21 protein-coding genes are annotated in these 20,751 nt (G+C 73.7%); 11 read left to right on the forward strand and 10 right to left on the reverse strand.

Features of this window, described 5'->3' with window-relative positions; all coding sequences use genetic code 11:
- Positions 1 to 68 precede the first annotated feature (68 nt).
- The 5 genes from rfbB (at position 69) to LCG91_RS10345 (ending at position 4,866) form a co-directional block, all read left to right on the forward strand.
- Positions 69 to 1,055 carry a dTDP-glucose 4,6-dehydratase gene (gene rfbB, locus LCG91_RS10325; RefSeq protein WP_224441321.1) on the forward strand — a complete coding sequence of 329 codons (987 nt, stop codon included), beginning with the start codon at positions 69 to 71 and terminating at the stop codon, positions 1,053 to 1,055.
- Between the two features lie 14 nt (positions 1,056 to 1,069).
- Positions 1,070 to 1,921, forward strand: a complete 852-nt coding sequence (rfbD, locus tag LCG91_RS10330) for a dTDP-4-dehydrorhamnose reductase (protein WP_224441322.1) — start codon at positions 1,070 to 1,072, stop codon at positions 1,919 to 1,921.
- Positions 1,922 to 1,969: 48 nt separating this feature from the next.
- Positions 1,970 to 2,866 (forward strand): YbhN family protein, encoded by an 897-nt coding sequence (locus tag LCG91_RS10335; protein WP_224441323.1) that lies wholly within the window; start codon positions 1,970 to 1,972, stop codon positions 2,864 to 2,866.
- 76 nt (positions 2,867 to 2,942) lie between these two features.
- Positions 2,943 to 4,085 carry a glycosyltransferase family 4 protein gene (locus LCG91_RS10340; RefSeq protein WP_224441324.1) on the forward strand — a complete coding sequence of 381 codons (1,143 nt, stop codon included), beginning with the start codon at positions 2,943 to 2,945 and terminating at the stop codon, positions 4,083 to 4,085.
- Between the two features lie 91 nt (positions 4,086 to 4,176).
- Positions 4,177 to 4,866: a hypothetical protein gene (locus LCG91_RS10345; RefSeq protein WP_224441325.1), complete on the forward strand. Its 690-nt coding sequence runs from the start codon at positions 4,177 to 4,179 to the stop codon at positions 4,864 to 4,866.
- A gap of 41 nt (positions 4,867 to 4,907) precedes the next feature.
- Here LCG91_RS10345 and purE read toward each other — a convergent pair whose 3' ends face one another.
- Complete coding sequence (gene purE, locus LCG91_RS10350; protein WP_224441326.1) at positions 4,908 to 5,417, reverse strand: 5-(carboxyamino)imidazole ribonucleotide mutase; 510 nt, start codon at positions 5,415 to 5,417, stop codon at positions 4,908 to 4,910.
- A gap of 25 nt (positions 5,418 to 5,442) precedes the next feature.
- A complete protein-coding gene (locus LCG91_RS10355) occupies positions 5,443 to 6,579 on the reverse strand; it encodes a 5-(carboxyamino)imidazole ribonucleotide synthase (protein WP_224441327.1) in 1,137 nt (378 codons plus the stop codon).
- 133 nt (positions 6,580 to 6,712) lie between these two features.
- Here LCG91_RS10355 and LCG91_RS10360 point away from each other — a divergent pair, with 133 nt between their 5' ends.
- The 3 genes from LCG91_RS10360 to LCG91_RS10370 all read left to right on the forward strand — a co-directional run bounded on the left by LCG91_RS10360 (position 6,713) and on the right by LCG91_RS10370 (position 10,049).
- Positions 6,713 to 7,198: a GtrA family protein gene (locus tag LCG91_RS10360; protein ID WP_114849613.1), complete on the forward strand. Its 486-nt coding sequence runs from the start codon at positions 6,713 to 6,715 to the stop codon at positions 7,196 to 7,198.
- Between the two features lie 68 nt (positions 7,199 to 7,266).
- Positions 7,267 to 8,874, forward strand: coding sequence for an ArnT family glycosyltransferase (locus LCG91_RS10365; RefSeq protein ID WP_224441328.1), 1,608 nt, complete (start codon positions 7,267 to 7,269; stop codon positions 8,872 to 8,874).
- A complete protein-coding gene (locus LCG91_RS10370; protein ID WP_224441329.1) occupies positions 8,871 to 10,049 on the forward strand; it encodes a glycosyltransferase in 1,179 nt (392 codons plus the stop codon). Before LCG91_RS10365 ends, LCG91_RS10370 begins: the two co-directional genes overlap by 4 nt.
- A 118-nt stretch (positions 10,050 to 10,167) precedes the next feature.
- On the opposite strand, the gene LCG91_RS10375 is transcribed toward LCG91_RS10370, so the two are convergent.
- The 4 genes from LCG91_RS10375 to LCG91_RS10390 form a co-directional block, all read right to left on the reverse strand.
- The gene (locus LCG91_RS10375; protein ID WP_224441330.1) at positions 10,168 to 11,475 is read right to left on the reverse strand and encodes a UDP-glucose dehydrogenase family protein; all 1,308 of its coding nucleotides are present in this window, start codon (positions 11,473 to 11,475) and stop codon (positions 10,168 to 10,170) included.
- Between the two features lie 73 nt (positions 11,476 to 11,548).
- Entirely contained in the window at positions 11,549 to 11,914 is a 366-nt protein-coding gene (locus LCG91_RS10380; RefSeq protein WP_224443129.1) for a PH domain-containing protein, read from the reverse strand.
- A gap of 5 nt (positions 11,915 to 11,919) precedes the next feature.
- Entirely contained in the window at positions 11,920 to 12,066 is a 147-nt protein-coding gene (locus LCG91_RS10385; RefSeq protein WP_224441331.1) for a hypothetical protein, read from the reverse strand.
- A 4-nt stretch (positions 12,067 to 12,070) separates the two neighbouring features.
- Positions 12,071 to 12,937 (reverse strand): biotin--[acetyl-CoA-carboxylase] ligase, encoded by an 867-nt coding sequence (locus LCG91_RS10390; RefSeq protein WP_224441332.1) that lies wholly within the window; start codon positions 12,935 to 12,937, stop codon positions 12,071 to 12,073.
- Positions 12,938 to 13,011: 74 nt separating this feature from the next.
- Here LCG91_RS10390 and LCG91_RS10395 point away from each other — a divergent pair, with 74 nt between their 5' ends.
- The gene (locus tag LCG91_RS10395; protein ID WP_058750667.1) at positions 13,012 to 14,607 is read left to right on the forward strand and encodes an acyl-CoA carboxylase subunit beta; all 1,596 of its coding nucleotides are present in this window, start codon (positions 13,012 to 13,014) and stop codon (positions 14,605 to 14,607) included.
- Positions 14,607 to 14,906 (forward strand): acyl-CoA carboxylase subunit epsilon, encoded by a 300-nt coding sequence (locus tag LCG91_RS10400; RefSeq protein WP_152999056.1) that lies wholly within the window; start codon positions 14,607 to 14,609, stop codon positions 14,904 to 14,906. The genes LCG91_RS10395 and LCG91_RS10400 overlap by 1 nt, the downstream gene beginning before the upstream one ends.
- 549 nt (positions 14,907 to 15,455) lie before the next feature.
- On the opposite strand, the gene LCG91_RS10405 is transcribed toward LCG91_RS10400, so the two are convergent.
- The 4 genes from LCG91_RS10405 to LCG91_RS10420 form a co-directional block, all read right to left on the reverse strand.
- A complete protein-coding gene (locus tag LCG91_RS10405; RefSeq protein ID WP_224441333.1) occupies positions 15,456 to 16,505 on the reverse strand; it encodes a hypothetical protein in 1,050 nt (349 codons plus the stop codon).
- Positions 16,502 to 17,803, reverse strand: a complete 1,302-nt coding sequence (locus LCG91_RS10410; RefSeq protein WP_224441334.1) for a sensor histidine kinase — start codon at positions 17,801 to 17,803, stop codon at positions 16,502 to 16,504. The genes LCG91_RS10405 and LCG91_RS10410 overlap by 4 nt, the downstream gene beginning before the upstream one ends.
- 5 nt (positions 17,804 to 17,808) lie before the next feature.
- The gene (locus LCG91_RS10415; protein ID WP_058728855.1) at positions 17,809 to 18,525 is read right to left on the reverse strand and encodes a response regulator transcription factor; all 717 of its coding nucleotides are present in this window, start codon (positions 18,523 to 18,525) and stop codon (positions 17,809 to 17,811) included.
- A gap of 138 nt (positions 18,526 to 18,663) precedes the next feature.
- Entirely contained in the window at positions 18,664 to 19,923 is a 1,260-nt protein-coding gene (locus tag LCG91_RS10420) for a class I SAM-dependent RNA methyltransferase (protein WP_224441335.1), read from the reverse strand.
- A 14-nt stretch (positions 19,924 to 19,937) separates the two neighbouring features.
- Between LCG91_RS10420 and LCG91_RS10425 the strand changes: the two genes are divergently transcribed.
- Positions 19,938 to 20,747, forward strand: coding sequence for a Maf family protein (locus LCG91_RS10425; protein ID WP_224441336.1), 810 nt, complete (start codon positions 19,938 to 19,940; stop codon positions 20,745 to 20,747).
- The last annotated feature ends 4 nt before the right edge of the window (positions 20,748 to 20,751 follow it).

Raw genomic sequence — 20,751 nt, forward strand, 5'->3', positions numbered from 1 at the left:
CCGCTAGACTGCCTGCCGACCGTCGTCGGCCAGAGCCGACGTCCATCGGCCACGAAAAGGAAACCAGCGTGAAGATCCTCGTCACCGGAGGGGCCGGCTTCATCGGCTCGAACTTCGTCCGCAGAACCCTCGAGGACGCCTACCCCGGCCTCGAAGGGGCCGAGGTCGTCGTCTACGACGCCTTGACCTACTCGGGCAACCTCGAGAACCTCGCCCCGGTGGCGGAGTCGCCGCGCTACTCCTTCGTGCAGGGTGACATCCGTGACGCCGCGAAGCTCGACGAGGTGATCCCGGGCGTCGACGCCATCGTGCACTTCGCGGCCGAGTCGCACGTCGACCGGTCGGTCCGCGACTCCGGCATCTTCGTCGAGACGAACGTCGTCGGCACCCAGCGCCTGCTCGACGCCGCGCTGCGCCACGGTACCGAGCGCTTCGTGCACGTCTCGACCGACGAGGTCTACGGCTCCATCAGCGAGGGCTCGTGGGACGAGGATCGCCCGCTCGAGCCGAACTCGCCGTACTCGGCGTCGAAGGCGGGCAGCGACCTGCTGGCGCGCAGCTACCACCGCACGCACGGCCTGAACCTGTCGATCACGCGCTGCTCGAACAACTACGGTCCGTACCACTTCCCCGAGAAGGTCATCCCGCTCTTCGTCACCAACCTCATCGACGACCGGCACGTGCCGCTCTACGGCGAGGGCAACAACGTCCGCGACTGGCTGCACGTCGACGACCACACGCGCGGCATCGCGATGGTGCTCGTCAAGGGCCGTGCGGGCGAGATCTACAACATCGGCGGCGGCACCGAGCTGACCAACAAGGAGCTCACGCAGCTGCTCCTCGACGCCACCGGCAAGGACTGGTCGTACGTCGACCGGGTCCAGGACCGCCTCGGCCACGACCTGCGCTACTCGGTCGACATCTCGAAGATCCAGGCCGAGCTCGGCTACGAGCCGCAGGTCCCGTTCGAGCAGGGCCTCGCAGACGTCGTGCAGTGGTACCGCGACAACCGCTCGTGGTGGGAGCCGCTGAAGGAGCGTGCGGCGCTCAGCTGAGCCCGTCGACCACGATGACCCGCTACCTCATCACCGGCGCGGCCGGCATGCTCGGCCGTGACCTGCAGGACGCCCTCGCCGGCCGCGACGTCACGGCCCTCGGCCGGGCCGACCTCGACGTGACCGACGCCACCGCGGTCGCCGCCGCGGTCGCCGGCCACGACGTCGTGATCAACAGCGCCGCCTACACGAAGGTCGACGACGCCGAGTCCCACGAGGACGACGCGTACGCCGTGAACGCCCGCGGTCCGGCGGTCCTCGCCACCGCGACGTCCGCGGCGGGCGCGAAGCTCGTGCACGTCTCCACGGACTACGTGTTCGACGGCACCGGCACCGCGCCGTACGCCGAGGACGCACCGCTCGCCCCCCTCGGCGCCTACGGACGGACGAAGGCCGCGGGGGAAGAGGCGATCCGCGCCACGGCCCCCGACTCGTCCTGGATCGTCCGCGCGGCGTGGCTGTACGGCGCGCACGGGCCGAACTTCGCGAAGACGATGGTCCGGCTCGCCGGCTCGCACGACACCGTCAGCGTCGTGACCGACCAGGTGGGGCAGCCGACGTGGACCGGTGACCTCGCGCGGCAGATCGTCGCCATGCTCGACGCCGACGCGCCCGCCGGCACCTACCACGGCACCAACGGCGGTCAGGGCTCGTGGTTCGACTTCACGAAGGCGATCTTCGCCGAGGTCGGCCTCGACCCGGAACGGGTGCTGCCGACCGACAGTGCGGCGTTCGTCCGCCCGGCGCCCCGCCCGGCGTACAGCGTGCTCGGGCACCACGCGTGGAGCCGAGCGGGTCTCGCCCCGATGCGTGACTGGCGCGAGGCGCTGCACGCGGCGGTGGAGGCCGGTGTCCTCGACGCCTGAGCCGACCCCCGGCCGGCCCCCGGGCGCCGCGCCCGGATCGTCACCGCGGTGAAGTGGAGCGCGGCCGCACTGGCGGTCGCGCTCCTCGTCGTGGGGGTCGTGCAGCAGTGGGACGCCATCGTCCGCGACTTCGCCCGGCTCTCCGTCGGCACGGTGGTGGTCGGGGTGCTCGCGACCCTCGTCGCCCTCGTCGCGAACATGGCGTCGTGGCGTGCCATGACCGCTGCCACCGGGACCCGCCTGCCGGTCGCGGCAGCGTCGTCGGTGTTCTTCGTCGGACAGCTCGGCAAGTACGTCCCCGGCGGTGTGTGGTCGATCGCGGCCCAGGCCGAGCTCGGCCGCGCCCACGGCCTCGCGCGGACGACGAGTGCCGCCGCGTCGCTCGCCTCGATGCTCGTCAGCATGGTCACGGCGGCCCTGGTCGGGATCGTCGGACTGCTCGTCGGGGCGCCCGACGGCCTGGCGACCTTCTGGTGGCTCGCCCTCGTCGCGGCGCTCGGCCTCGTCGCCCTGGTGCCGCCGGTGCTCGCGCGACTCATCGCCCTCGCCATGCGGCTCCTGCGCCGACCCCGGCAGGTCGTCACGCTCTCCTGGGGCGCGACGACCGCGTCGATCGCCTGGTCCGCCGCGATGTGGCTCGCGTACGGCGTCCAGGCCACCACGGTGCTGCGGGCCTTCGGCGCCGACGGCCCGGCCGTCCCCCCGCTCGCGACGGGCGCCTACGCGGTCGCCTGGCTCGTCGGCTTCCTCGTCGTCGTCGCGCCCGCCGGCCTCGGGGCACGCGAGGGCGTCCTCGTACTGCTCCTCGGACCGGTCGCAGGGGTGTCCGGCGCACTGGCCCTCGCCGTCGTCAGTCGTGCGCTGATGACGCTCGGCGACGTCCTGCTGGCCGCGGTCGGTGCCGGGCTGGCGGTGCGCCACCGCCGTCGCACGGGCTCGGCCTGACCTCCCGAGCGCGCCTGGTAGTGTCGCGCCGGTACTGCGCGCAGTACCGACCGACCGACACGAGGAGCCGTTCCGCATGACCACTCTCCGCGTCGTCGTCGACCAGGTGATCGCACCGGTCCCGGGTGGCATCGGTCGCTACGCGGAGGAACTCACCCGGCAGCTCGTCGAGACCGCTCCGGCAGGGTGCGACGTCGAGGGCATCGTCTCCGCCGCACCGCGCGCCGACGTCGAGCGACTGCGGACGCTGCTGCCCGGCCTGACCGGCGTGGAGCGACTCGCACTGCCCCGCCGCGAGCTGTCGCTCGCCTGGCAGGGCGGACTCGCGCACGGCGCCTCGCACGGCATGGTCCACGCGCCCAGCGTGCTCGCTCCCCTGGTGAAGCACGACCGCTTCCAGGAGCCCGGCCGCCAGACCGTGGTGACCGTGCACGACACCGTGCCGTGGACCCACCCCGAGACCCTCACGCCCCGGGGCGTGCACTTCCACAAGGCGATGGTGAAGCGGGCGTGGAAGCACGCGGACGCCGTGGTCGTCCCCACGCACGCGGTCGCCGGCCAGCTCGACGAGATCCACCGCTTCGGTGACCGACTGCGGGTGATCGGCGGCGCACCGACCGGACGGCTCCGTGTACCCGTCGACGCCGACGTGCGTGCCGAACGGCTCGGTCTCCCCGACCGGTACGTCCTCGCGGTGGGCACGCTCGAGCCGCGGAAGGGCCTGCGGCACCTCATCGAGGCGATGGCCCACCCCGACGCTCCGCAGGACGTCCCGCTGGTCGTCTCCGGGCCGGACGGCTGGGGCGACGTCGACGTCCTCGGCACGGCCGAGCGCGCCGGCCTCGCCGCCGACCGGGTCAAGGTGCTCGGGCGGGTGGACGACGCCGACCTGGCGGTCGTGTACGACCGTGCGACGGTGTTCGTGTTCCCGAGTCTCGCCGAGGGCTTCGGACTGCCGGTGATCGAGGCGATGAGCTTCGGCACGCCGGTCGTCCACTCGGACGACCCGGCCGTCAGCGAGGTCGCGTCCGACGCCGGCGTCACCGTCGCCCGCGACCCCCGGGAGTCCTACGCCGAGCGACTCGCGCAGGCCGTCTACCAGGTGGTCGCGGACCCGCTGCTCGCGGAGCAGCTCGCGGTCGCCGGGCCCGACCGGGCGCGCATGTTCGACTGGCGCGACTCCGCGTTCGAGACCTGGCAGCTGCACGCCGACCTCTGAGCCGCGACGGCTCGGTCACGGCTGGGCATCGATGCGCCGACCCACCGCGCCGTGCGCGCCCCGCGGACGCAGCGGCTGCCATCATCGACGCATGTCGCGCCGCTCCGCTCCGGTCCTCACCGCATCGATCGTCCTCGCCGTCGGGCTCACGACGACCCTGACGGCGTGCTCGGGCGGGGACGAGGCCCCCACCCTCTCGGCCACGTCGTCGCGATCCGCGACCGCGACCGCGACCGGCCCGGCGTCGAGCAGTGCCCCCTCGGACGGCAGCCCGTCGGCCACCGCGACGCCCGACGACGACCAGACCGGCCCCGCCGACGACGGCACCGCGACCGGTACCGGGAACGGCAGCGGCGTCGAGCAGCCGGACTCCGTCGACTTCGGCAAGATCGCTGCGCAGGGCACCGCGGCGGCCGGGGGCGGCACGGTCGTGTCCATCGTCGGTGCCGGCGACTCGTGGACCGTCGTCGTGGCCGGCCCGGACGGTTCCCAGACCCAGTCGGTGGTGTCCGCGACCCTCGGCCGTGTGACCTCGGGCCCGTTCCCGAAGCAGGTCGACGCGGCTGCCCAGGCCGCCACCACCGCGCAGGCAGCTGCCGTGCGCACGTCGGCGGCGACCGCCGCAGCGGCGGCGACGAAGGCGGTCGGGGGCGGGACCCTCGCCTCGATCGTGCTCGGCGGATCCGGCTCGGCGCCGACGTGGACGGCGACCGTGTCGACCGCGCAGGGCGAGCGGACCGTCACGGTCGACGGCATCACCGGCGCCGCGACCGCGAGCTGACCCGGGCGCCCACGACCACCAGGTCGCGGAGGCGGCAACCGTCAGAGCTGCTCGCGCAGCGCGGCCGCCTTCCGCTCGACGACCTGCTCGAGCCCGGCGGCGTACTCCGCCAGCCGGACGGCGACCTCCGGGTCGGCTGAGCCGATGATGCGTGCCGCGAGGAGGCCGGCGTTCGCGGCGCCGTTGATCGCCATCGTGGCGACCGGGATGCCGGCGGGCATCTGCACGATCGACAGCAGTGAGTCGAGCCCGTCGAGCCGCGCGAGCTGCACGGGCACACCGATGACCGGCAGTGTCGTGAGCGACGCGACCATGCCCGGCAGGTGCGCCGCTCCCCCGGCGCCGGCGACGATCACCCGCACGCCCCGGTCGGCTACCGCCCGCGCGTAGCGCACCATCTTGTCCGGCGTGCGGTGCGCCGAGACCACGTCCGCCTCGAACGGGATGTCGAGCTCGGTCAGGATCTCCGCGGCGGCGCGCATGGTCGGCCAGTCGGAGTCCGACCCCATGATGATCGAGACGAGCGGGGTGGGCGCGGTGGTGTCGGTCACGTCACGAGGCTAGTCGAGCGCGGGATCAGTCGTCGAAGTGCGCTGCCACCGACCGCGCCCGGTACACGACGTCGTCCACGTCGTCGCCGGTGACCGTGACGTGGCCGACCTTGCGACCGGGACGCGGTGCCTTGCCGTAGAAGTGCAGCTTGGCCTCCGGGAAGGCCGCGAGCGCCGCCGGGTAGCGAGCAGCCAGGTCGCCGTCCGCCGGGCCGCCGAGCACGTTCACCATGACGGCGACCGGGTCGTGCGAGCCGGTCGCGCCGAGCGGCAGGTCGAGCACCGCGCGGAGGTGCTGCTCGAACTGGCTCGTCGTGGCGCCGTCGATCGTCCAGTGGCCCGTGTTGTGCGGTCGCATGGCGAGCTCGTTCACGAGGATGCGCTCGTCGGCCGTCTGGAAGAGCTCGACGGCGAGCACGCCGGTGACCCCGAGCGCCTCGGCGATCCCGACCGCGAGCGACTCGGCGGCGTCGGCGAGCCGACCGGCACTGGCCGGTGCGGGAGCGATGACCTCGGCGCAGACGCCGTCGCGCTGGACCGTCTCGACGAGGGGCCAGGCCACGACCTCACCGGAGGGGCGGCGCGCCACGGACTGTGCGAGCTCCCGCGTGAAGGGCACGAGCTCCTCGACGAGCAGCGCCTGGTCTGCGCCGGCCTCGGCGACCGCGGCGAACCAGTCCTCGACTTCGGTCGCGTCCGACACGACCCGGACGCCCTTGCCGTCGTAGCCGCCGCGGGCGGTCTTCACGACCGCGCGCCCACCGTGCTCGGCGAGGAAGGCACGCAGTTCGTCGGCGTCGTGCACGGCGGCCCAGTCCGGGACCGGGAACCCGAGCTCGCCGAGCCGCTGCCGCATGGTGATCTTGTCCTGCGCCACGGCGAGGGCATCGGGTCCGGGGTGCACGGCGACCCCCGCGTCGACGAGGCCCCGGAGGACGTCCTGCGGAACGTGCTCGTGGTCGAACGTCACGGCGTCGACCTCACGGGCGAACGCGAGCACCGTGTCGAGGTCGTGGTAGTCACCCTCGGCCGTCGCTGCGATCGCCGCCGACATGCCCGGGCCCTCGGCGAGGACCCGGATGTCGAGACCGAGCTCGACGGCAGCGGGGACCATCATCCGGGCGAGCTGTCCGCCGCCGACGACTCCGACACGCAAGGCCATGCTGTGTGTTCCTTCCGCCGTTCTCACCGGGACGGGAGAGCGTGCTGTCTACAATCGTGGTCCTGCCGGTCGTCGACCGGCCCGTTCCGGGACCCGCCCGGACAGGGACAACTCTACGGATCCTGGAGACGACGTGCGGCGACTCATCGCGCAGCTGGCCCGCTTCGGAGTCGTCGGGGCCGTGGGCTTCGTCGTGGACTTCAGCGTGTTCAACCTGCTGCGCGCCACGGTGCTCTCCCCCGACGAGGTGCACTCCGGCCCGTTCTGGGCGAAGGTCGTCTCGACGGTCATCGCGATCGTCGTGAACTGGCTGGGCAACCGGTACTGGACCTTCCGGAACCAGCGACGGTCGGTCGCGGCGCGCGAGGGCGTCGAGTTCCTCGTCGTCTCCCTGGGCGGCATGGTGATCTCGCTGGGCTGCCTCGGGATCTCGCACTACGTGCTCGGCTTCACCTCGGCGTTCGCGGACAACGTCTCCGGCAACGTGATCGGCCTGGTGCTCGGCACCGCGTTCCGGTTCTGGCTGTACAAGGTCTGGGTCTACCACCCCGACCGCGTCCAGCGGGAGGCCGCACGCTCGGCGGCCCCGGAGGACACGCGCCTGCCGGACCGCGTCTGAACCGGACGGCCCCGGGAGCGACCCGCGCGGAGCCTCCCGTCCGTCCGGTGCGTCCGTAGGATCGTCGGATGCGCGCAGAACCGACGCCCCGCCCGCCGGCGGCACGAGACCGCGTCCCGGCGGACGAGCCGCACCCCGCCGTGGGTCGACGCGAGCGGATCGCCGTCGCGATCGTCACCGTGACGTTCGGACTCTGGCTCGCCGTGTGGGCACTCGTCGTGCCGACCTTCCAGGCGCCCGACGAGACCGCGCACGTCGACGCCGCCGTGCACGTCGCCCTCGGTGACCCGTGGTCCGCCCCGGGTGACATGCGCGTGCTCGAGGCCGTGCTCGCCGGCGCCCGCGAGCAGGCGTCGGTGCCGGAGGACCGGCGGTCGACGGTCAGCGAACTCCTCGCCGCCGCGCCCGGCGAGTCGACCACCGTGAACCAGATGACGCAGCACCCGCCGACCGCGTACCTCGCCGACGCCCTCGTCCTCCGGGTCGTGCACTTCGGCGACCTGCGACTCGACCAGGCCGTGCTCGCGCTGCGGCTGGCCGACGCCCTGGCGGTCACGCCGCTCGCCCTCCTGGCTTGGGCCACGGTGCGCCGGGTCACCCGGTCGCCGCGTGCTGCCCTCGTCGGTGCGCTCGCGCTGTTCGCGACACCGCAGCTCGCCTCGATCGGGGCCTCCGTGACGAACGACGCCCCGACGATGCTGCTGACCGGCGTCGTCGTGTGGCTCGCGGTCCGCCTGCTCACCGGCGACCACCGCTGGCGCACCATCGTCTGGCTCGGTCTCGCGCTCGGCGCCGCCTGCTGGGTGAAGGGCACCGCCCTGCCCGCCGTCCCCTTCGTCGGACTCGCCGTGCTCGTCGCCGGGGCCGGCGTCCTGCCGGTGTCCCGCCGGCTCCTCCGGACGGTGGTCCCACTCGGGGTCGCCGGCGCCGTCGGCGCGTGGTGGTGGCTGCACAACCTCGTCGCGTACCACCGCCTCCAGCCGGACGGGTACGCCGCGATCCGCCCGCCGAAGGCCTTCCCGCCGGGTGAGCACCCGTCGGTCGCGCACTTCGTCGACGTCAGCTGGGGGACGCTCGCCCGGACGTTCTGGGGCAGCCCGGGCGCCCGCGCGCAGGTGAGCATCGGTGACGGCCTGACCGCAGCGCTCACGGCGGTCGCCCTCGCGGCGATCCTGCTGTTCGCCTTCCGACGGGCGGGCCTGGGCACCTCGGTCGTGCTCGCCTCGTTCCCGGCCGCGGTCCTGCTCATCCAGACCGCCACCAGTGCCCGCGCCTACCTCACGACCACCGAGGTCGCCGGCACGCAGGGACGGTACGCCTTCCCCGCGGTGCTCTGCCTCGTCGCCCTCTCCGCCGTCGCCTGGCGACGGATCCCCCGGACACCGTGCGGTCGGCACCGGACCGCCACGGTGCTCGCGGTCGTCTGTCCCGCCGTCGGCCTGTACGGTGCGGTGGTGGTCACGAGTTGGTTCTGGAACGGGGCGGTGCCGTGGCCCGGGCACGGCGGCCTCGCCCGGTACGCGGCACTGGGGCCGGTCCCGCCGTGGACCGTGGCGGTGCTGGCGGTGCTCGTGCTCGTCGGGATCGTCGCGACGGTCACCCGGGTCGCAGCGATGCGGTCCGCGGTGCCGGCTGCACCGGACCGCGACCTCCGCGCGGACGGGGCGACCCGATGAGTCGCCCGCGGCTCCTCGTCCTCGCGTCGACGTTCCCGGCCCACCCCGACGACGGCGTGCCCGCGTTCGTGCTCGACCTCGCACGGCACGAGGCCGAGGAGTTCGACACCGTCGTGCTCACGCCCCGGGTGCCGGGAGCCGCCGCCACCGAGGTCGTGGACGGTGTCCGTGTCGTGCGCTACCCCTACTTCCCGCGACGCTACGAGGACCTCGCCGACGGGGCGATCCTCGACAACCTCCGGGCGCGTCGCAGCCGCGTCCTGCAGGTCCCGGCGCTGCTCGCGGCGCAGTACCTCGCGGTCCGACGCGCCGTCCGGGCGGGGCGACCGGACGTCGTGCACGCCCACTGGGCCGTCCCGCAGGCGCTGGTCGCGACCCTGGCTGCACCGCAGGTGCCGATGGTCGTCACCACGCACGGCGGCGACGTCTACGCCCTACGCGCCGCACCCCTGGTCCGGCTGAAGCGCTGGGTGCTGCGCCGGGCCGCACACGTGACGACGGTGAACGGCGAGATGCGCGAGCGACTCACCGCGTGGGGTGTCCCCGGATCGGGCACGAGCGTGGTCCCGATGGGCGTGGAACCCGGGCCCGCCGCAGCCGCCAGGGCGCGCACGGCACGCGTCCCGGGACGCATCGTGGCGGTCGGGCGGCTCGTCGAGAAGAAGGGCTTCGCGGTCCTCCTGGACGCCCTGCGACGCATCGACGACGTCCCGTGGCAGCTGGTCGTCGTCGGGGACGGTCCGCTCCGCGCCGGGCTGGAACGCCGGGCAGCGGGCCTGCCGGTGACCTTCGCCGGCCAGCTCGGGAAGGACGAGGTCCTCGACGCGCTGGCGTCCGCCACGGTGGTCGCGATGCCGTCCGTCCCCGCGTCGAACGGCGACCAGGAGGGACTCCCCGTGACGCTCCTCGAGGCGGCGGCGGTGGGGGCCGCGGTCGTCGCCAGCGACCTGCCCGGCATCCGCGACGTCGTCCGCGACGACGTGTCCGGCCTGCTCGTGCCCCCGGGGGACGTGGACGCGCTGGCCGCGGCGCTGCGGCGCGCCCTCACCGACCGGAACGGGCGGGAGCGGTGGCAGGCCGGAGCCGGACGGGCCGCCGAGCCGTACACGGGCGACCGCATCGGAGCGCGGTACCGCGCGGTGCTGCGGGCCGCAGCGGGGCAGCACACCGACTGACCACCAGCACGACCGGCAGCACACCGGCAGCACACCGGCACCCGGCAGCGGACGTACCGACCACCAGCACGACCGTCGACGCGGTCCCGGTGGGACCGTCACCGAACCGTCGCGCGGGTCACCGCCCCATGCCGCGCACCGTGAAGCCGGCGGCGGTCCACGCATCGCGATCGAGGCAGTTCCGGCCGTCGAGCACCACCGGCGCGGCCACGAGCTCGGCGACGTCCCGCGGGTCCAGCTCGCGGAACTCGGCCCACTCGGTCAGCACGAGCACGAGGTCGGCGTCGCGCAGCGCCTCGGCGGCCGAGTCGACGGTGCCGACCTCCGGGCGCACCCGGGCCGCCGTGCGGTTCGCCGCGGGGTCGTACGCCCGCACCGTCGCGCCGAGCTCGACGAGCCGCGCGGCGATGTCCAGCGCCGGGGAGTCGCGGACGTCATCGGAGTTCGGCTTGAACGCGAGACCGAGCACGGCCACGCGCCGTCCCTCGACGGCACCGCCGAGCAGCTCACCGGCGAGGGTCACGACGTGGGCGCGACGCCGGAGGTTGATCGCGTCCACCTCGGCGAGGAACCCGAGGGACCGCCCCACGCCGAGTTCGTCCGCCCGCGCCTGGAACGCGCGGATGTCCTTCGGCAGGCACCCGCCACCGAACCCGAGTCCGGCGTTGAGGAACTTGCGGCCGATCCGGTCGTCGTGCCCGATCGCGTCGGCGAGCGCCGTGACGTCCGCTCCGGCGACCTCGGCGATCTCCGCCATCGCGTTGATGAACGAGATCTTCGTCGCGAGGAAGGCGTTCGCACTGATCTTGACGAGCTCGCTGGTCGGCAGGTCGACGACGAGCCGCGGGGTGCCGGCGGCGAGCGCCTGCGCGTAGACCTCGTCGAGGACGGCCACGGCACACGCTCCGACCTCGCCCGCGGGTACGCCGTACACGAACCGGTCGGGCGCGACGGTGTCCTGCACCGCGAAGCCCTCGCGGAGGAACTCGGGGTTCCACACGAGGGTCGCCTCGGGCTGCACCTCGCGCACGCGCTCGGCCAGCCGTGCCGCGGTCCCGACCGGGACGGTCGACTTGCCGACGACCAGGTCGCCGGGGGCGAGGTGCGGCAGGAGGTCGGTCACCGCGGCGTCGACGTAGGTCAGGTCCGCCGCACCCGTCGGCCCCTGCGGTGTGCCGACGGCGAGGAAGTGCACACGCGCACCGGCGACCCGGGCGGTGTCGGTCGTGAACTCGATCCGACCGGAGGCGAGCGCCTCGTCGAGGGTCTCGGGCAGTCCGGGCTCGAAGAACGGCGCCTGTCCCGCGGCGAGCTGTCCGATCTTCACCGGGTCGACGTCGACGGCGACGACCTCGTGTCCGAGCTTGGCCATGGAGGCGGCGTGCACGGCACCGAGGTACCCGCAGCCGATGACGGAGATACGCACGGGACGACGCTACCGGACGCGGTGGTCCCATCGCTGGCGGGACACGGCGATCGTGAGGTGCACTCGGCTCCGGTCAGAGCCCGCCGACGATCTCGTCCCAGTCCGGCTCGCGGTGCCGCCGCCGGGCCTCGTGCGCCTCGACCAGGTCGTGCAGCACGGCCACGACGAGGTCCGCGTGCGGGACGTCCCCCAGCACCACGGGTGGCTCGTCGCCCGGGAAGACGAGCACGTCGCCGGACCGCCACACCCCCTGGAGCCCACGGCGGCGCACCGTGACATCGTACCCCCGCGAGTGCAGGAGCTCCCGGCGCGTGCGCGTGCCGAGGCCGTGCACCACGACGAGGCGCCGGGTGGTCACCACGTACCGCTCGGACATCCAGCGCAGCAGCGGGACGAGCCCACCGAGGACGACGAGCAGCACCGTCAGCCCGGCGACCACCGCGTTCAACCAGGCGAGCTGCGCGCGGAAGACGCCGAAGCCGAACCCCCGGCGAGCGCGACGAGCACGACGAAGACCGCCGGCCGGACCAGCCGCCGTGCGTGCGGCCGGAGCCGCGCGACGACGCGTTCGGGCGGCGGCTCGGCGGTCATGCCGTCATGCATACCGCAGGTGGGTGAGGTCCCCCACCGCGACGCCCCTGGATCGTCCGTCCCGATCCCGGATCGTGATCCGACCGTCGTCGTCGATGCCGGTGGCGTCGACCTCGTCGACGGTGCCGTCGGGCAGTTCCAGGCGGACGCGGCGACCGATCGTGCCGCAGGCCGCGCGGACGCGGGACCGGACCACGTCGGCACCGGGACCACCGGCGACCAGCGCGCCCACCGCCTCCAGGACGGCCGCGGCCCAGACCGACAGGACCGCGTCCGCGAGCATCACGGCGTCGTCGCGCGCGCCCGCGACCACGAGCGACGTGGACGTCGGCGTGGGCAACGCGTCCGCGGGGATGGTCAGGTTGACGCCGGCACCGACGACGACGCTGCCGTCGGGTGCGACCTGGCAGAGGATGCCGCAGACCTTTCGTCCGTCGACCAGCACGTCGTTCGGCCACTTCACCAGGACGCGCGGCTCCGTCGCGGGCGTGCGGTCGGCCTCGGCGTCGTCGTCCGGACGGGAGGCCCGACCCGGCTCGTCGACGTCCGTCACCACCGCGGACACCGCGTCGCGCATCGCGGTGCCGGCCACCAGGGGCAGCCACCCTCGGTCGCGGTCGTCCAGCTCGGCGCGGACGAGCAGGCTCACCGCGAGCGTCTGCCCGGCCGGCGCGCTCCAGGAGCGGTCGAGACGTCCGCGCCCGGCCGTCTGGTCGAGCGTGACCACGACGCTGCCGTGCGGCCGACCTCCCGCCACGGCGAGCAGGTCGGCGTTCGTGGAGCCGGTCCGCCCGACGGTCTCGAACACCCCGCCCGCGGTCTCGACGACGGCACGGGCACGCGGCAGGAGCGGCGGGACGGGTGTGGACATGCACGCAAATCTACGGGCAGGAACCGTGGGGGTCCTCCAACCGGCCCCGTCCCGCCCGCCGGTAGGGTGAGCGGGTGACCACAGGAGACACCCCCGACCTCTCGACCACGGCCGGTCGCCTCGCGGACCTGCGCGACCGCTACCACGAGGCCGTGACCGCCGCGGGCGAGGCCGCCATCGCGAAGCAGCACGCGAAGGGCAAGGGCACCGCCCGCGAGCGCATCGAGCAGCTCCTCGACGAGAACTCCTTCGTCGAGTTCGACGAGTTCGTGCGCCACCGCACCACGTCGTTCGGCATGGACGCCAAGCGACCCTACGGCGACGCCGTCGTGACCGGCGTCGGCACGATCCACGGCCGCAACGTCGCGGTCTACGCGCAGGACTTCACCGTCTTCGGCGGGTCGCTCGGCGAGGTCGCCGGCGAGAAGATCGTCAAGGTGATGCAGCACGCGCTGAAGACCGGCGTGCCGATCATCGGCATCCTCGACTCCGGCGGCGCCCGCATCCAGGAGGGCGTCGTCGCCCTGGGCAAGTACGGCGAGATCTTCCGCCTCAACACCCAGGCGTCCGGGGTCATCCCGCAGATCTCGATCGTGATGGGTCCGGCGGCCGGCGGCGCGGTGTACTCCCCCGCCCTCACCGACTTCGTGATCATGGTGGACAAGACGAGCCACATGTTCGTCACCGGCCCGGACGTCATCAAGACCGTCACCGGCGAGGACGTCGGCTTCGAGGAGCTCGGCGGCGCGCAGACCCACAACGCCGTCTCCGGTGTCGCGCACTACCTGGCCGAGGACGAGTCCGACGCCCTCGACTACGCGCGGTCGCTCGTCGGGTTCCTGCCGGACAACAACCTGTCCGACCCACCGGCGTACGACGTCGCCCCGGAGCTCGAGACGACCGACGCCGACCACGAGCTCGACGTCGTCATCCCCGACTCGACGAACCAGCCGTACGACGTCACGACGATCGTCGAGCACATCGTCGACGACGGCGAGTTCCTCGAGGTCCAGCCGCTCTTCGCCCCGAACATCATGGTCGGCTTCGGCCGCGTCGAGGGCCGCACGGTCGGCATCATCGCGAACCAGCCGCAGGCGATGGCCGGCACGCTGAACATCGACGCCGGCGAGAAGGCCGCCCGCTTCGTCCGGTTCTGCGACGCGTTCGGCATCCCGATCCTGACGCTCGTCGACGTCCCCGGCTACCTGCCGGGCACCGACCAGGAGTGGACCGGTGTGATCCGCCGTGGCGCGAAGCTGCTGTACGCGTACGCCGAGGCCACCGTGCCGCTCGTCACCGTCATCACGCGGAAGGCGTACGGCGGTGCCTACATCGTCATGGGGTCGAAGCAGCTCGGCGCCGACATCAACCTCGCGTGGCCGACCGCCGAGATCGCCGTGATGGGCGGCCAGGGCGCCGTCAACATCCTGTACCGCGCCGAGATCAAGCGTGCGGAGGAGGCCGGCGAGGACGTCGCCGCGGTCCGCACCCGGCTCGCGAACGAGTACACGTACAACGTGGCGTCGCCGTACCTCGCGGCCGAGCGCGGTGAGCTCGACGGCATCATCCAGCCGCACGCGACCCGCGTCTCGGTCATCAAGGCGCTGCGAGCACTCCGGGGGAAGCGCGCGTCGCTGCCGCCGAAGAAGCACGGGAACATCCCGCTCTGATGGGCAGGCACGCAGCACACGTCCCCGCCGACACCGCAGTGCCCGAGGGGGCGGGCGGCTCCGGGCCGGACGGGACCACCGGTCCGGTCGTCGCGGACGTCCGCGTCGTCGCCGGTGACCCGTCGCCGGAGGAGCTCGCGGCCGTCGTCGCCGTCCTCCAGCGACAGGCCGACGAGGCCGCTGCGCTCGGCCGGGCCGAGGTCACCGAGTCACCGCGCTCGGGCTGGGACGCGTCCGCTCGGGGCCTCCGCCGGCCGCTCGAGCACGGGTACGGCGCCTGGAGCCGGTCCCTGCGCTGACCCCCCCCCCCCCCCCCGCTGGGCCGGCCCCCGCTGGGTTGCGGGACCCCGCACGTCAGCCGCAGGACCCCCGTCGTTCACCGACGGGGGTCTTGTGCGCCCGGGGGTACCGGAGGCACGATGTACCCCTGTCGCACGACGCAACCCGGCCCGAGCCGCACGGTTGCACGGTGCACTTCCCGGTCGGTCTCCCCTCGATCGGGGGACAATGCCCCTGCCGGAGCGCAGGATGTGCGTGATTTGTCCCCCATAATGACGACTGACACAGCAGCGCACCGGGGGCATCATTGTTCGTGTTCGGTGTCCTTCACAGAAGAACATCGTTGGTCGGTGGCCGACTAGGGTACGACGCCTCCGACCAGCTGCGAGCCAGGGCGACATTCGGGTTGTCGCTCAGGCTCGGGTCGTGAACGGGCCGGTCCCTCGGACCGGCCCGTTCCCCGTTTCCCGGGACCCTGTCCTCCCCAGAGCCTGTTCCGTCTGCCCGTCCGAGCCGGCTCGGACCCGGTGCGGCCTCGGACTCGATGCAGCCTCGGACCCGGTGCAGCCTCAGACCGCCGCGCGGCGCGGGATCTCGGTCCAGAGCACCACGGAGTCGTCCTCGTCCTCGTCCTCGTCGTCGAGACCGGCGCCGAGCGCCGCGGACTCGCTCGCGGCGGTGTCGAGTCGCAGCCCGACGATCGTGACCGCGGCCTCCGACCCCTCGGCCACCGTGCGGACGATGACGTTGTCCGCGTCGCGGGCACCACGCAGGGCTTCTGCGATCTCGGCGTGCACACGGCGGAGGTCGTCCACCTCGAGGTCGTCGAGCCCGCCGTCGTCGTGCAGCTGCACCGTGGCGCCGCGACGCCGCAGGCGCATCACCTCGTCGCGCACGTCGTCCGACAGCAGGGACCGACCGCGGATCTCGTCGCGGATCGCCTGTTCGAGGTGCAGGCACTCCGCCCGTTCGTCGTCGGTCAGGTCGCCGTCCCGCTCGATGACGCGCTCGAGCATCGGCAGCGCCATCCTCGTCGTCTGGCTCAGCCGGAACTGCCGCTCGAACACGTGCGCGTCCTGCGCGGCCTGCCAGTCCGCCGTCTCCTGCTCGGCGCGCAGGAACTCCTGCGTGGTCCGGGTCGCCCGGTCCATCGCGACGGCGAACCCGGTGGCGACGGCCACCCACGTCAGGTCGCCGACCAGGCCGAGGTCGCCGAAGGCACCGGGGCCAGCCCAGACCACGACGAAGAGGGTGACGAACACGACGCCGACCCAGGCGAAGGCCCGACGGCCCCGCACGACGAGCACGACCATCAGCGTCCCGACGGCGGCCACCCACCAGGTGGTCGAGTCGTTCTTGTCCGTGAGGTCGACGACCGGGGCGGCGATGACCGGCATGACCAGGGCGGTGGCGAGCGAGAAGCATGCGGCCCAGACGGGGAGGGGTCGGCCGGGGAGGAAGATCGCGACACCGCTCGCGGCCGCGTAGAGCGCCATGCACGTGAGCACCGGGCCGACCTCGCTGACCGTCGCCAAGGACGCCACGCCCAGGACGAGGTGGAAGACGGAGAACAGCGCGGCGAGTCCGATGGCGATGCCCGCGGGCAGCGAGACCCTCATGCCTGCGTCCCCGCGTGCCACTCGAGTCGGATCCGGGTGCCGGCGCCCGGGTTGCTCGCGACCACGGCCGTGCCGCCCACGGCCTGGACACGTTCGATGATCGACCGACGGACGCCGAGGCGGGCGGCCGGGACCGCGCCGAGGTCGAACCCCGCGCCGTCGTCACCGACCTCCACGTGGACCGAGGCGCCGCGCTGTTCGACGCGCACCCACCGGTCGACCTCCGGCCCACCGGCGTGCTGCACGCTGTTCACCGACGCCTGCAGTGCCGCCGAGGCCAGCGCGTCGGCCACCGTCGCGGGGACCCGCATCCCGCCGACCGGCGCGTCGCGGAGGTGCACCGGTGCCGCCAGCGCGCCCACCGCGGCGGTGATCCGCCCGCGGAGTTCGTGCACCGTCACCGGCGGGGCCTCGCCGGGCAGGTCCGCGGCGGCAGCGGCCAGGTGGTCGATCGCGTTCCGCGCCATCCGGGCGGCGAGCGCCTTCGCCTCGGGGCTGTGCGCGCGCGCTGCCGAGAGCAGCGTCGTCAGCACACTGTCATGGACGATCGCGTCGACCTGCACGCGCTCCACCTCGGTGGCGTGCTCGCGGATCGCGGACGAGTAGCGGCGGACCGCCGTGGCCTGCGCGGTGTCCACGGCGGCCGCGGCGCGGCGGAGGAGCACCGCGATCACGAGCACCCCGCCGCTGAGGATCGCCGTGTACACGCCCTGCAGGAACGCAGCCTGCCCGGCGTCCCCGCCGACCGGGCTCAGGCGCGCGACGACGTAGACGGCCGGGACGAGTGCGGTGTACACCGTCGCCCGCCACGGCGCGAAGCCCATCGCCGCCGCGGTCGACGCCACGGTGCAGAACCACCACGGCCACGGGTACTGGGCGTCGGGGATCGGCCTGCTGGCGATGAGCGGCCAGGTCACGAGCACGACGAGGAAGAGCAGCGCGCACACGATCTGCGCGACCTGCGCCAGGCGCTGGACGAACGCCGACACCCCGACGAACACCAGTGCGGCACCGAACGCGATCGCCGTCACGGGCCCCCACACCGGGTCGAGGTACGGCAGCTGTCGGACCACCTGCGGCGCGTAGACCGCGCCGTACCCGACCGCGGCGAGCGCGATGAGGATCGCGAAGAGCCGCTCGACGGACGCCTGCGTGATGGTCGGCCGGACGCCGCGCAGCGGGTCGACCCCGAACGGCGCCGACCCGACCGCTGCCGCACCGTCCGTCGGGGCACCCGCGACACCGGTCGCCCGCGGCTGCGCGCCCGACGGACGTGCTGGTCCGGCCGTGGTGGCCATCGGGGTCAGCGACCGTCGGTGTCGGGGTCGATGCCCGAGTCGAGCCCGGGCAGGATGCCGTCCTCCACCGCGCGGCGCAGCAGGTCGACCTTGGTCGGAGCCGGCCGGCCGACCTCGACGTACTTCACGCGGATGCGGTCGAGGTACTCGCGCGCGGTCGAGTACCCGATGCCGAGCTGCTGAGCCGCGAGCTTGAGCGGCAGGCCCGAGGCGTAGAGGTGCAGGATCTCGCGCTCGCGACGGCCGAGCTGCGCCTTGGCGAAGTCCCGGTCGGCGTCGATCGCGCTCGCCCACTCGAGGTTGTTCAGCACGTCCCCGCGGGCGACGGTCGCGACGGCCGCCATCACGGTCTTCGTCGCGGACGACTTCGGGATGACCCCGGCTGCCCCTGCTGCCAGCGCCTCGCGCACGCTCGCGACGCGGTCGGCGATCGAGTGGACGAGCACCGCGGAACCGGTGCCCTGCACACCCTTCACGTTCGCGGTGACCGTCGAGCCGTCGCCGAGCGACAGGTCGAGCACGACGACGTCGACCTCACGGCCGCCGAGCTGCGCGACGTACTCGGGGACGCTCGCGGCGGTGAGCACCACCTCGAACCCCTCGTTCTGGCACGCCGCCTGGATGCCGAGCCGCACGGACTCGTGGTCGTCGACGATCGCGACGCGGACGGGCCTGGTGGCCAGTCCGGTCGCTCCGCTGCTGGTGTTCGTGTCTGCTGCCACGGTGGCCTCTCGTTCCGATGCGCTCCGAGCCCCTGTCGCCGGGAGCGATCACCGACCAAGGATACCCAGGTCGGACCCAGACTCGGCTTTCTGGGACACCGCGTCACACAGCGGCAGGGACCGCCGCGCCGACGCGGGTCAGGCGATCGGCACCAGGCGCGCGACGGCCTCGAGGTGGTGGGTGTGCGGGAACAGGTCGAACGCCCGCAGCGCCTCGAGCCGGTACCCGAGGTCGGCGAACGTCGCGACGTCCCGCGCCAGGGCGACGGGGTCGCAGGCGACGTAGACGACCTGGGCGGGCTGCAGCGCGGCGATCTGCACGACGACCTCGCGACCGGCACCCGAACGCGGCGGGTCGAGCACGACGGTGCCGGCGCGGAAGCGCTGCAGCTCGGGCCGGGACGCGTCCGCGGCCGTCCTGGCGAGCCAGCGGTCCACCCGACCGGTCTCGGCGCGGGCGCCGATCCACTCCGCCAGGTTCTCCTGCGCGTGCTCGGTGGCCCGGGGCGCGCTCTCGACGCTCGTGATCCGGGCCTTCGCGCCGACGACGTCGCCGAGCGCCGCGGCGAGCAGTCCGACGCCGCCGTACAGGTCGAGGTGCTGCCCCTCCGGGTCGAGCCGATCGCGGTCCACCAGGTCCTGCACCGCCGCGGTCAGCACGGCAGGGGCCTGGCGGTGCACCTGCCAGAAGCCGTTGTCGTCGACGGTGAACGAGCGCTCCCCCACGGCCTCGGTCACGACGGTGGGCTTCTGCTCGTCGATCACGAGGCGGGCCCCCTCGGCACCGCTCGGTGCGAGGACATCGACGACGCTCGAGCCCGGCATCGCTCCGCGGTCGAGCGGCGCGCTCTCCTGCACGACCCGGGTCGCGAGCGGGAGCGAGGTCACCGGCACCACTGTGTGGGAGCGCGCGGCGAACGGACCGGCCGTGCCGTCCTCGTCGACGTGCAGCCGGACGCGCGTGCGCCATCCGAGGCCGTTCGCCTCGTCGTCGCCGGGGGCGGCCTCGACCACCACGTCGTGCCCGAGGACCTCGGTCAGGTCCGTGCGGGCGAAGCGCGAGAACGCGTCGACCAGCACGTCGTGCTTCAGCGTGCGCTGGTGCGGCAGGGCGATGTGCCCGAACTCGGCCCCACCGGCGCGGACGGCAGGGTCGCGGTCGAGCGCGGCCTCGGGCCAGACGTGCTCCACGCGGTGCTCGCTCGGGGTCAGGACGGACACCGTGTCGGCGCGCCAGAACGACTTCTTGCGGTCCTCGGTCACCCGCGCCACGACGCGCTCGCCCGGCACCGCGTCCGAGACGAAGACCACGCGTCCCTCGTGCCGTGCCACCGAGATGCCGCCGTGGGCGATCCCGGTGACGTCGAGTTCGAGCAGCGTTCCGACGGATTCACCCATGGTTCGATGTTCCCATGCGTCTGTACCTCGCGAGTACGTCCCCCGCCCGCCGTGCCCTCCTGGCGCAGACCGGCATCGAGCCGGTGCTCGTCGCACCGGGGGTGGACGAGGACGCCGCGGTCGACGCCGCCCGCGCGGAGCTCGGCCGGGAGCTCACCGGTCCGGAGCTCGTCGGGCTCCTCGCGGTCGCCAAGGCGGACGCGGTCGCCGACGCCCGGATCGCCGGGTCCGCCGTCGACGGCTTCGTGTTCGGCGGCGACTCCGCGTTCGAGGTCGACGGGGTCCTGCACGGCAAGCCGCACGACCCCGAGGTGGCGGAGGAGCGGTGGCGGCAGATGCTCGCCGCAGGCGGCGGCACCCTGTGGAGCGGCCACTGCGTCGTCGACAGGAGGCTGGACCGCGGAGCCGACACGGCTGCCGACGCGGCCACCGACCGGCCTGGAGGCGCGGGGCGGGCGGGCACCGTGCCTCCCGTCCGACGGGTGGACGCGCCGGGCGGCGGGCCGCTCGGCATCGCCGGCAACCTGGGCGACGTCGCGCCTGGTGGGTCCACGCTGGTCGCCGCGGGCGACCACGTCGTCGCGGTGGACAGCGCGGTGCTGACCTTCGCCGAGGACGTGTCCCTGGACGAGATCGATGCGTACGTTGCGACGGGCGAGCCGCTCGAGGTCGCGGGCGCCTTCACGATCGACGGACGGGCCGCCGCCTACATCACCCGGATCGACGGGGCACCGTCCGCCGTGGTCGGGTTGTCGCTGCCGGTACTGCGGTCGATGCTGCTCCGCGGCTTCGGTGTCGCCTGGCACGATCTGTGGGCACTGTAGACAT

Origin of the sequence: Curtobacterium sp. TXMA1, from assembly GCF_020162095.1 — a bacterium.
Lineage (GTDB): Bacteria > Actinomycetota > Actinomycetes > Actinomycetales > Microbacteriaceae > Curtobacterium.